Raw genomic sequence first — 11,914 nt, 5'->3', positions numbered from 1 at the left:
TAAGCCTTTTCTCATATTCAACCAAATAGGTTTCTTATTCGGAAATTTGACCTTCTTCAGGTGCAACGACAGGTTCTTCTGGCGTTGGCGCTGGATCCAAAGGCATAATCACTTCTTCTTGTGGTGCTTCGTAAGTTTCTTCGCCTTCTGCAAAAAGATTACTTGAAGCTACGCCAAATACAAATGATAACAACATCAAACCTAGAAGATTATTTTTAACTATTTTCTTCATAAGTTTTGCTCCTCTGAAAAATACGAGGTTGAACTTATACTAGAGCAATCGCTCCATTCTATATCTATCTTACTAATAGAAAATAATAAAGTCAATATGTTTACAAATAGAAATGTTCAAAAAGGGCCAAAAAGGGCTATTTTTGAGAAAAGGCCTAGTTTAAAAGCCATTATATGGCCCTTGCCGGGGTCTAAAATTAGGGGGTAAAAAGGGGTGTTTTTGACTTGCCGGGGTTTATTAGGGGCTACTTTTTTTTTATAATCATTTGCGCTAAGCTGGGGGCTATCCATCAAAAAAGAGGAGTAAGTGATGATAGACAATCAAAAAGTAGAAAATATCGGCTGTAGTACCGTTTTTTCTTGGGATCCAAAAGATTTCGATCAATTATTAAAAAGCTGTGATGTTGATGATGAAGTTACTATCACACTCAAATATTTGCCAGCAAAAAATCTCAAAATTTTAGAAGCTGGTTGTGGGATTGGACGTGTTTCCAAATATCTTGATAACAAAGGTTTCAATAATTTAGAAAGTATTGAAATTAATCCAGCGCCGGTTGCCTGGCTCAATAAAACATTTCCAGCGCTCAAAGTAGTGCAGGGTGATCTTCTCAATATGCCGTATCCTGAGAATTCATTTGATGTCGTCTTGAGTTATGGTGTTGTTGAGCATTTTCCGCAAGGTCCCGATCAAGCGATGGCTGCTATGTTTAAAATTTTAAAGCCGGGCGGTACGCTTATCATAACCGTGCCCAGTTTCAACATAGTGCGTCGCATTAGTTATTGGCTTAAAAAAATTGATCCGCGCTTGTGGGGTTGGTTGCGCGCGTTGTGTGGCAAAAAAAAGCTTGTGGCCAATGGTAAGCAGCTTGGTTATTACATTGATCCGCAACATGGTAATTTTTTTGAATATCGTTTTACCAAACGACAATTTGATCGCGTGTGCACGCGTGCTGGGTTTAAAATTATTGAAAGTAATCCGATTGCGCATGTTGATGGGTTGTTGCATTGTTTCGGTGCGCCGTTAGTAACCTTTAAAAATTGGGAATTTAAGATGAGCAAGCTTGGGGTATGCCTCAACTGGCTGTTTACTAAAATTCCTTTTTTTCATAATCATATGCAAGCCTGTGTTTTAAAAAAGCCTGAGGTATCTTCATGATCGAGCATGTTATTCATGGGCAGGTACTTTTAGCAACTATTGTGCGGCATACGTTTAGCAAGCCCGGCATTTCTTTTTTAACGCCTGACAATTTTTCACAACAACTTGGTTACATGCAACATGCTGCTGGGCATGAAATTAAGCCGCATATTCATAACGAAGTCCGCCGTGAGGTTGTGCTTACCAAAGAAGTTCTTTTCATTCGTAAAGGAATTTTGCGTGCTGATTTTTATTGCGAAGACGGTAGTTATGTTGAAAGCAGACTTTTGCAGGCTGGTGATGTGGTGCTCTTGGCGCGTGGCGGGCATGGTTTTAAAATTATTGAAGATGTTGAAATGTTTGAAGTTAAGCAGGGGCCGTATGTGGGTGGGAATGATAAAACTATTATTGCCAAGGTCGATGAGCAAAAGTTGAGGATGACATGATACAAACTCAAGACGCAAAACATGTGTTTATTCCCGTCAATGAACCGTTGTTGAATGGGAATGAAAAAAAATATTTAAATGAATGTATCGATACCGGTTGGATTTCTTCCGACGGTCCTTTTGTTAAAAAATTTGAAGAACTTTTTTCAGCCCGCATGGGTTGTGAGTACGGTATTGCCGTTATGAATGGCACAGCTGCGCTTGAAGTGGCGGTGCGTGCACTTGACCTTGAGCCTGGTAGTCAGATTATTGTGCCCACCTTCACCATTATTTCTTGTGCTATTGCCATAGTGCGCGCTGATTGTGAGCCCGTGTTTGTTGACGCTGATGCCAAGACGTGGAACATGGATGTTACTGATCTTGAAAAAAAAATTACACCACGGACCAAAGCAATTATGGTCGTGCATATTTATGGCCTGCCTACCGACATGGATCCGGTGATTGAATTGGCAAAAAAATATAATTTAAAAATTATTGAAGATGCTGCCCAGGCGATTGGCCAAACGTATCGCGGTCAGCCGTGTGGTAGTTTGGGCGATATCAGTATCGTGAGTTTTTATCCCAATAAGCATGTGACAACAGGCGAGGGTGGCATGGTTATGACAAATGACGAGCATTTGGCTGAGCGTGCACGTTCATTACGTAATTTGTGTTTTAAAGCAGAGCGTCGTTTTGTGCATGATGAACTTGGTTATAATTTTCGTATGACTAACTTGCAAGCGGCCGTCGGCTTGGCACAGCTTGAGCAGCTTGATCTTTTTATTAAGAAAAAAAGATTGATTGGACAATTTTACACCACGCATTTGCGCCGCATTGGCTATCTGGAGTTACCGCTTGAAATGACGGCGTATGCCACTAACATTTACTGGGTTTTTGGTATGGTACTCAAAGATAGTGTGCCATTTGATGCGATGGAAATGATGCGACTTCTTGCGGAGCGCGGTATTGGAACGCGCCCATTTTTTTGGGGTTTACATGAGCAGCCGGTGTTTAACCAAAATAGAGAAGTGATGCAATCATGTCCTGTGGCTGAACGCTTGGCGCGCAGAGGTTTTTATATTCCCAGCGGTCTTGCGTTGACGCAAGAGCAGATGGATCGTGTGGTTTGCGCGATCAAGGAGATTTTTTCATGACAGTTTTTGGCGCTTACGCCCAGTATTACGATGCGTTGTATCACGATAAAAATTATGATGCCGAAACTAACTATCTTGATGCGTTGATCAAAAAATTTGCCCCGCAGGCGCGCTCAATTTTTGAGTTAGGGTGTGGAACCGGCCGGCATGCGTTGGCGCTAGCACGTAAGGGATATGGCGTCCATGGCATTGACTTGAGTGAGCAGATGCTTACGCAAGCAGAGGCGTTGCGCGCTGAAAATTCTGAAAATGCAAGCCGGCTGTCTTTTTCTGTTGGTGATTTACGCACTGTACGGTTAGCAAAAAAATTTGATGTGGTTGCCTCATTATTTCATGTCATGAGCTATCAAACAACTAATGCTGATTTGCAAGCAGCATTTCAAACGGCGGCCGTGCATGTGAATGCCGGCGGTTTATTTGTATTTGATTTTTGGTATGGGCCGGCGGTGTTAACGATTGGCTCAGACGTACGCGTTAAGCGTATAGAAACTGATGCCGTAAAAGTAACGCGTGTTGCCGAGCCTGAAAGTCAGGAAGCAAACAATTGCGTTAATGTTAAATTTACGATTTTTGTTCATGACAAAAAACAGGATGCGACGACTGAATTGCATGAAAATCATTGCATGCGTTATTTGTTTAAACCAGAAGTTGAGGCGTTGTTTGAGCAGCATGGTTTTGAGCTGGTGGCCTTTGAAGAATGGTTGACGGGCAAGCAGCAGGTCAGTAGGTCGTGGGGCGTGTGTGCGGTTGGGCGTAAAAAATAAAGCATGGTGAAGCTATGAAAATTGGTGTTTATTTTGGCGGGGTGTTATCAGATCCAAAATCTGGTGGGGGCTACACCTTTCAGTATTCTTTGCTGCAAGCAATTAAACGCAGCCACAGTACGCATGAATTTGTTATCTTAGATTCGTTACAAAAAAAATTGAGCAGTCCGCAAGATTCGTTACTGAAAAAAGCTGCGCTCAAATGTTGGCGCTATTTTGATACTCGAGAGGTTCAAAAAAAATATAAAAGTTTATTAAATCGTGCAGTCCTTGAAAATAATATCGACATGGTTTGGTTTGTAACACCAGCACACCAATTTGTTGAGGTGCCGTATTTGTACACGGTGTGGGATTTGCAGCACCGGCACCAATCATTTTTTCCTGAAGTCAGTGTGACTGGCAGTACTTTTGAAGAACGCGAGCGGCACTATGCCAATGTCATTCCACGAGCTGCGTACGTTTTGGCGGGTAATGAAACGGCAAAACGAGAGGTTATGCGTTTTTATGGCATGTCTGAACAGCGCGTTGAAACGCTTGAATTGCCGACGCCAGACTTTGTTTTTGATAAGACACTTGAGCAGGTTGATGTTATCAAAAAATATGATTTTAAACGGCCGTATGTTTTTTATCCTGCGCAGTTTTGGCCACACAAAAACCATATAACGTTGTTGTACGCCATCAAACAGCTCAAGGAACAGGGAAGCTTAGTAGATCTGGTGCTGACCGGTTCTGACAAAGGAAATTTGGCATATGTGCAAGAAATAGTTGCAACGCTCGGCTTGCAGGATCAAGTTCATTTTCTTGGTTTTGTTTCAATTCCTGAGTTGGTGGCGCTCTATCGGAACGCTTGTGCGTTAACGTTCGCGTCATTTTTTGGCCCGAACAATATTCCTCCCTTGGAAGCGTTTGCGCTTGGTTGCCCCGTTATTGCTGCCGATGTTGATGGCATGCGTGAGCAGCTGGGCGATGCTGCTTTATTTTTTAACCCGCGCAGTTTAGAGCAGTTAGCGCAGCACATTCAAACACTATTAAACGATTATGATCTGAGGCAGCAGTTAATTAACAAAGGTTTAGCGCGTGCGAATAGTTGGACGTGTGATGATTACGTACAAAAAATTATAAAAATTCTTGATGAATTTGCGCCAGTTCGTCGCTGTTGGAGCAGCACGCAGCGCTATATTCACGGATAAATTTTATGAAAAACCCAAAAGTTTCAGTCGTTCTCGGTTCGTACAACCGTTTAGCATTTATACAATTAACGCTTGCCAGCATTCGTGCTGAAGTTGAAAATGTGCCGCATGAAATTATTATCGTTGATGGCGGCTCAACTGACGGCACACTCGCGTGGCTGTGCGAACAAAAAGATGTTATTACCATCGTGCAGCACAATCGCGGAGTGTGGCTTGGCAAAGAAATTGAGCGACGCACATGGGGCTATTTTATGAATCTTGCGTTCAAAGCTGCGCAAGGGCAGTATGTTTGTATGATCAGTGATGACTGCATTTTTATTCCTGGCGCGTTAAAAAATGGCGTTGCTTATTTTGATCAGTTGCGTGAGCGAGGCGAAAAAATTGGTGCGCTGGCATTTTATTGGCGCGAGTGGTCACGGTCAGCAAGCTACCACGTTGGTTGTACACTTGGCGAAAAATTGTACGTTAATCATGGCATGTTTTTAAATCAAGCGCTCAAAGAAGTTGATTATATTGACGAAGAAACGTTCTTTTTTTATAACGGCGATGGTGATTTGTGTTTAAAATTGTGGCAGGCTGGGTATCAAATTCTTGATGCGCCAGATTCGTATGTTGAGCATTATCCACATGCTAACGTTGATGTGCGCAAAACCAATTATCAAAAAATGAAGGACGATCTTAATCGCTATCTGGCCAAGTGGGATGGGATTTATTATGATCGAAAACAAAATAATTTAGGCAAAATTATTGCCAAAGATTATGTCGATGTAACCAATGTCGGTCAGCTATTTGAAACTTTGCATGAACAAGTTGTAGCACTTCATCCGCAGGTTGTTAAAGGCAAATCGTTTTCTGCAAAAATTCTTGAGCAGGTTGGCTGGAAATACAAAGCTGGTGTGCGCAAAATTAGTGCTTTTTTTACGCTTCGCGACAGGTGACTTTGCAGATTTCCTCATACTTGTTTGCGAGATGCCGTTCGACCCATTCGACAAGCTCAGGGTGAACGGCTATTAAACAAAGACACAAATTTTTTCTTGCTGTTAATACTCTCGTAATAGTTGATACTAACGGCCGTTCGTTCTGAATTTGTCAAAGAATTTGAACGGCAACTATTCTTTTGAAATCATGCTTTTCTCAATTATAAAACTTTTAGTTTCAAAATCCCACCTGACAAAGAGAGGATTTTGTTTAAGATATTCTTTGTTAATAAGTAGCGTAAAGTCAGTGACGACACGTTGCCCGTCCACTATCTGTTTTTCATGAACAATTTTTTCCCCAAACGAGTAATTACAGTTTTCGGTAAAGAAGTGAATTTTTGCCGGATTGAGCGACGTAAAGCGAAAGCCGCCAGGGACTGGGATGGTGGTATAATAATTTTTATCATGATAATTGCTAACAATATTGGCCCATTTTGTTGGTTGTACAATATTTGCATCTGCTTGTGTAATTGCCGTTGCTGAATCAAAGAAAATGGGTATAGAAAGGTCGTTTAAAAGAATCCAAAATATAGCGGCATTTTGGTCGGCAAAGCCATCGGTTGGATGGCCAATAAAACAGAGTGCACGATTTTTAATCGCAGGGTTTGTAGTAAGTTCGTAGGTTGCTTGTGCAAGGAGGCCGTGCTTGGTAGAGCGGCGTGCAAAGCTGTGCATAACAAAACCGATTTCAAAGATAACGAGGCACGTTAGCAAAGTCAGAAATATTTTTTTAAAGCGTATCAATGTGCCGGTATAAAATGAGCAGCACATAATAAAACCTGCTAGAAAAAAAGGGTGTGCTTCATAAAAGTAGCGTGGACTGTACGGTCCCATTAATGCTGGCCAGAGCATCAAGAAGCCGGCAGCAAAGCTGATAAGAACATAAAGCTTGCGGTTGTTGTTCCAAAAAAATAAAGCGAAGATTGTAAGACAGGTGCAAAGTATTGTACCGCGCATAAGTGGGTGGCCCCACGGCAGCCATGAAAGATTAAAAAGGTCAAAAATAAAAACTTTAAACTCAGGAATTTTTTTTATTAAAAAAGAGAGAAGTGAGTTTTGTTGTAATGCTGTTGGCGCGCCAAGCGGGTATAAAAACAAACGTAATGCTAAAAATGAAAGGCTTATAAGCCACAACCCCACAGTTTTTTGTAGTGCTGTGCACCATTGCGAAAAAAAGTTTTTTATCGTGAGCAGAGCATAATCGTTGGTATAAACATACACGCCAAGCATAGCAATGCTGGGTAAGACGATTGATGATTCGCGAGTAAAAAGACTTATCATAAAAAGTGTGCAGGCTCCAGCATAGTAACGTTCTTGCTCCGTATCAAGATATTTTTTAAACGCTAGAAATGCGAGTAACACGAGTGCCGTGTTAACGTAGTAATGAAAGTTGACAATAGCGCCAAAGCGGTAAGCAATTTGTGGGTGAGCAGCAAAAAGCAGAGCAGCAAGCATTGCGGGAAACAAGTTGGTAAGTTGTGAAAATATCAAGAAAAGTACGGCGGTGTTGAAAGCGTGGAATACAACGTTGCATAAAAAATAGGGGTAGGCATAGCTGCCAAAGAGCCAGTACTGGAGCGTTAAAAAAACGCAATAAAGTGGGCGGTAGTAGGTACCAAAAAATGGAGGGCGTTCATTAAGCCAGGCGCTATTAGTTGGGCCGTTACCAAAGGAATTATTGATGTGGCCATCATAAAAAAAATTTAAAAGATCGTGCCAGGTTCTTGCTTTATAACCAATTAAAACTCCACCATAATCATCGGCGCCAAAGAACCACCATGAAGTAAATGGTAAACCAAAAAATAGAATGATGCCTAAAAAAAGTATGATGGTAATAATGCTTCTTTTTGTCATGGTCATGATAAAATTTTAAAGCGAGCGAGTTGATAATCCCACGTTATGTAAAGCGGATTTTGTTTTCGTGTTTCTTCAGGAATTTCGATGGTGGCGTGGGTATTTTTTTTATCGCTTTGGTCAAGAAACCACAGCTTTTTTTCTTCAAGTGAGCTCAGGACAAAGTTGTCAGTATTTTGAGTGATTGTTAAATAATTTTTCTTTAACGCTGGAACGGCTAAATAATTATCTTTATTTTTTAGACATATTTTTGCGTTGAATTGGTAAATAGGGTAAGAATTATTGTTCGTTAAAAGCCACATTGCTTGGGCTGTTCCCATATGAAACCAGTGGCATGGAATTCCCACAAAACAGAGCGCGCGATTATGAATGGTGGGATTTTGTACAAGTGTTTGAAAAGCTCCTGTGACTTGATGCAAAACATATTCTCGTTTTTTTAATTTGCCAAACAAAAAGTAAGCGTGAGTGGCAATGATTAAACACAGCCCACAAGTAAAAATTTTGTGTTGTTTAAATTCATACGATGCTTCATAAAATCTTAAACTCATCAGAACAGAAAGCATAAAAAATGGTAGTGCCATGTAGGAATAACGTGGTTGATAGTGCATTAAAAGCCCGGGCCAGCTGAAAATTATGGTGCTGTACCATAAAAAAAGAATCCATTTTTTTTCGCGATTGTGAATAAAAAGCCAGGCAAGTGCGGTAAAAAAAACGAGCAAGAGTGCGCCTTTTAAGAGACGGTTATTGCCGGGTAGCGCCGTCAGGCCCACCAAATCATTAAAATAAGTAACAAAGTCAAACAGGCGGCTTTTCATGCGTGCTACAAATGATGCAAGCGTTGGTTCAAACGTTAATGAGCTGGTGTCTTTGGTTAATGGAAACATTGATAAACGTACAACGGCATAACCTACCGTAACCAGCCAATAGCCAAGCGATAGGCGTAGCGTTGTTAAAAAGCGTTTATTAATTTTTTCAAGGTATAAATAAAGTGCGGGCATAACCCAGAGCGGCAGAATGATAGTTGCCTCTTTTAAGAAAAGATTCATGGCAAAGAGTGTGCACGAAATCAGATAAAAAATTATTTTTTTATCATCGAGATATTTTTTGAGCGCGAGTATTAACAGCAATAAAACAAGTAGTTCAATGAAATATGTTTGAGCGCTAATCCAGCCCAGCCAATTCCATAAACTTGGATGAAAAGCAAAAAAAGCAGCTGTCAAAAATGCCCCGAGCGTGCCGGCGATTGGGATAAAAATATTAAAAAGTAAAACGCTGTTGAGCGCATGAAAAGCAATGGTTGTTAAAAAATAGCCATAAGCGTTGGCGCCAAATAAGAGGTACTGGGCGTAATAATACAGAAAAGACATGGGGCGATACAAGCCTGCAAAAAAGGCTTGAGGTGTTGAATGGCTGTTTGATGCGTGATTAAAACGCTCCATGTTGCCTTCAGTAAAAAAAGTACCAATGTCTGAAAGTTTGTTAATTTTACAATGATAGATATTGCCAAAGTCGTCTGTTTTAAAACCCCACTTGGTAAAGGGTAGGCCTAAAATTGTCATGGTGAGGCCAAAAAGTAATAATGAAAAAATGAGTGTTGAATTGTTCTTTTTTTTTACAACAACCTTGGATGTTGTTCCTTGCACTAAAATGCTTTGTATCATGATTGAACCTAACGTATGATTTGTTCAAACGATTGAGCATAGTCATGAGGCAAAGTTTTTGTTTGAGTAAAATTTACTTTTTCGTCAATTAAAAAGACGGGACGGTTTTTAACTTCTTGAAATATTTTGCCAACATACAAACCAATTAAACTGATAAAAAATAAGGTTGATGCAAAAAGAAAGAGCATGCAGATCATGAGTGATGTCCAGCCCGTCATAATGACATAGCCATACAGATGCATGACCAGCGCCAGGCAGGTACCAACCAAACAAAACCCAATGGCTAGCAGCGCCAGAAACAGCATGACGTAAATGGGAAACGTTGAAAAAGAAATAATATTTTCAAGTGCAAAAATAAGTAGCTTGCTGTAATTATATTTTGATGTACCTTCACCACGGCTGCGACGGACAAAAGGGACCGCTTTTTTTGAAAGCCCTGACCAATAAATCATTCCGCGAATAAACAATGTTTTTTCGGGTAGTTGTTTAAAGCAATTAATTGCTTTGCGACTGAGCAAACAAAAGTCGCCAACATCTCGTGGCATATCAACTTTAGTTAAGAATTTAAACAGCGGATAAAAAGCTTTCGAGGTCAATTTTTTAAACCACGATTCATTAAGACGTTTTGAGCGTTGTCCATAAACAATGTGATTTCCTTTTAAAAATTCTTGTTCAAACTGAACAATGAGAGCAGGTGGGTCTTGGCGGTCGGCGTCAAGGAGCACAACGGCATCGCCTTGCGCATGTACCATGCCGGCATACGTAGCATGTTCGTGGCCAAAATTTCGAGTGAATGAGATAATTTTTACTTGTGGATTGTATGCTGCCAGTTCTTTTAAAATTGCAAGAGATTGGTCGGCGCTTCCGTCATTGACGAAAATGAGCTCGTATGTCGTGAAGTGTTTGAGTGATGTTAAAATCGGTATGAGTTCGTCGTAAAGAGGCTTTAAATTCCCTTCCTCATTAAGTAAAGGAATAACGAGTGATAGTATCCTATTTTCCATAACATCTCCTCTGCCATTTCGTGGGGGACAAAACCATTTTCAATGCTATACTGTCCACATAAAAAGTAAAGAAAGGAGATTCGTGGATTACCGAGATTATCAGGCAGGTGCCAACCAAGAACATTTTTGGTTTAAAGCAAAGCCTCAATTTATTCGTACTCTTCTTGAAAAAATTCCTCATAACTCATCACAAAAAATTTTGGATATTGGTGCTGGCACCGGCGAAGACGTTGCAACGCTTGCACGATTTGGCAAGATCTATGCGGTTGATATTGATCAACAAGCTCTTGATATGATTCCTGATTCGTTAGTTTTTGAAAAAAAACAAGCAGATGCTTGTTTTTTGCCGTATGGCGACGCAATGTTTGATGTGGTGGTGGCTTTTGATGTTTTAGAGCATGTTGAGCACGACCAAAAAATGGTTGATGAGATTTTTCGCGTTCTCAAGCCGGGCGGCTATTTTGTATTTACCGTGCCTGCCTACAATATGCTTTTTAGCGCACACGATCGAGCGCTGTACCATTTTAGGCGCTATACCAAAGGTAGTGTTCATAAGCTTTTTCAAAAGTTTACTAAGTTTGATGCTGGCTATTGGTTTTGCTTTTTATTTATGCCGGCTGCTATTAAGCGCTTAATGAATAAAAATACAGCGACGTGTGGGTTGCCTCCGGTGCCCAAGCCCTTGAATTATTGTTGCTTTTCTTTGCTGCGTTTTGAAAATTGGTTACTGAGTAAAGGGCTTCATTTTCCTTTTGGTTTGTCGGTGTACGGCATGTATCAGAAAAAAGGGTGATGCATGAAAAAACTTTCCATAGTTATTCCCTGTTTTAATGAGTCAAAAAATATTCCCTTAATTTTAGAGCGCTTTGCCGTTTTTATGACGCGTGATGATATTGAACTGATTTTGGTGAATAACGGTTCTCTGGATGATTCACAAGATGTTTTAGATTTATTGTTGCCACTCTATCCTTTTGCGCGGACAACGCGCGTTATGAAAAATCAGGGCTATGGTTTTGGTATTTTGGCAGGGCTTAATGTTGCAATTGGCGATTATTTGTGTTGGACGCATGCCGATATGCAAACCGATCCGTACGACGTGATCAGGGCGTTTGAAATTGTTGAGCGACGTGGTAATCCAACGAATATCTATGTCAAAGGTAACCGCAAAGGTCGAGCCCTTTTTGATAGCGTTTTTACGCTGGGTATGAGTTGTTTTGAAACGGTTTATTTGGGCAAAAAATTGTGGGATATTAACGCCCAGCCAAACCTTTTTCATAAAAATTTTTTTGCCCAATGGCATAATCCGTCGCATGATTTTTCCCTCGATTTGTACGCACTTTATAAAGCGCATCAACTTAAATTAGCCATTGTGCGTTTTGATGTTACTTTTCCGCCGCGTATTCACGGACAGTCTTCGTGGAATACCGGGCTTGCATCAAAATGGAAATTAATTAAACGTACTATGTCGTTTAGTCGTGCGTTAAAAAAAGAGTGAACACCATAAATGGTTTGAGGAGAT

Annotated in this window: 12 protein-coding genes; 8 read left to right on the top strand and 4 right to left on the bottom strand. The window is 40.6% G+C overall.

Going from position 1 to position 11,914, the window contains the following annotated elements:
• Positions 1–34: 34 nt before the first annotated feature.
• Positions 35–232: a hypothetical protein gene (locus IPF37_02425; protein ID QQR49675.1), complete on the bottom strand. Its 198-nt coding sequence runs from the start codon at positions 230–232 to the stop codon at positions 35–37.
• Positions 233–541: 309 nt separating this feature from the next.
• Between IPF37_02425 and IPF37_02420 the strand changes: the two genes are divergently transcribed.
• Genes IPF37_02420 through IPF37_02395 form a run of 6 tightly spaced genes read left to right on the top strand, consistent with a single transcriptional unit; the run spans position 542 to position 5,837 of the window.
• Positions 542–1,387 (top strand): class I SAM-dependent methyltransferase, encoded by an 846-nt coding sequence (locus tag IPF37_02420; protein ID QQR49674.1) that lies wholly within the window; start codon positions 542–544, stop codon positions 1,385–1,387.
• Positions 1,384–1,812, top strand: coding sequence for a hypothetical protein (locus tag IPF37_02415; protein QQR49673.1), 429 nt, complete (start codon positions 1,384–1,386; stop codon positions 1,810–1,812). Before IPF37_02420 ends, IPF37_02415 begins: the two co-directional genes overlap by 4 nt.
• Positions 1,809–2,945, top strand: a complete 1,137-nt coding sequence (locus tag IPF37_02410; GenBank protein QQR49672.1) for a DegT/DnrJ/EryC1/StrS family aminotransferase — start codon at positions 1,809–1,811, stop codon at positions 2,943–2,945. The genes IPF37_02415 and IPF37_02410 overlap by 4 nt, the downstream gene beginning before the upstream one ends.
• Positions 2,942–3,709, top strand: a complete 768-nt coding sequence (locus IPF37_02405; GenBank protein ID QQR49671.1) for a class I SAM-dependent methyltransferase — start codon at positions 2,942–2,944, stop codon at positions 3,707–3,709. The genes IPF37_02410 and IPF37_02405 overlap by 4 nt, the downstream gene beginning before the upstream one ends.
• Positions 3,710–3,723: 14 nt before the next feature.
• A complete protein-coding gene (locus IPF37_02400; GenBank protein QQR49670.1) occupies positions 3,724–4,899 on the top strand; it encodes a glycosyltransferase family 4 protein in 1,176 nt (391 codons plus the stop codon).
• 5 nt (positions 4,900–4,904) lie between these two features.
• Complete coding sequence (locus tag IPF37_02395; GenBank protein QQR49669.1) at positions 4,905–5,837, top strand: glycosyltransferase; 933 nt, start codon at positions 4,905–4,907, stop codon at positions 5,835–5,837.
• 171 nt (positions 5,838–6,008) lie between these two features.
• Here IPF37_02395 and IPF37_02390 read toward each other — a convergent pair whose 3' ends face one another.
• Genes IPF37_02390 through IPF37_02380 form a run of 3 tightly spaced genes read right to left on the bottom strand, consistent with a single transcriptional unit; the run spans position 6,009 to position 10,395 of the window.
• Positions 6,009–7,730, bottom strand: coding sequence for a glycosyltransferase family 39 protein (locus IPF37_02390; protein ID QQR49668.1), 1,722 nt, complete (start codon positions 7,728–7,730; stop codon positions 6,009–6,011).
• Positions 7,731–7,732: 2 nt separating this feature from the next.
• Positions 7,733–9,391, bottom strand: a complete 1,659-nt coding sequence (locus IPF37_02385; protein ID QQR49667.1) for a hypothetical protein — start codon at positions 9,389–9,391, stop codon at positions 7,733–7,735.
• A gap of 8 nt (positions 9,392–9,399) precedes the next feature.
• Positions 9,400–10,395 carry a glycosyltransferase family 2 protein gene (locus IPF37_02380; GenBank protein ID QQR49666.1) on the bottom strand — a complete coding sequence of 332 codons (996 nt, stop codon included), beginning with the start codon at positions 10,393–10,395 and terminating at the stop codon, positions 9,400–9,402.
• Positions 10,396–10,477: 82 nt separating this feature from the next.
• Here IPF37_02380 and IPF37_02375 point away from each other — a divergent pair, with 82 nt between their 5' ends.
• Entirely contained in the window at positions 10,478–11,188 is a 711-nt protein-coding gene (locus IPF37_02375) for a class I SAM-dependent methyltransferase (GenBank protein ID QQR49665.1), read from the top strand.
• 3 nt (positions 11,189–11,191) lie between these two features.
• Entirely contained in the window at positions 11,192–11,890 is a 699-nt protein-coding gene (locus IPF37_02370) for a glycosyltransferase family 2 protein (GenBank protein QQR49664.1), read from the top strand.
• The last annotated feature ends 24 nt before the right edge of the window (positions 11,891–11,914 follow it).

It is taken from the genome of bacterium (genome assembly GCA_016699045.1).
Taxonomy (GTDB): Bacteria; Babelota; Babeliae; order Babelales; family RVW-14; genus AaIE-18.
This window is presented reverse-complemented; position numbering and strand designations above follow the sequence as displayed.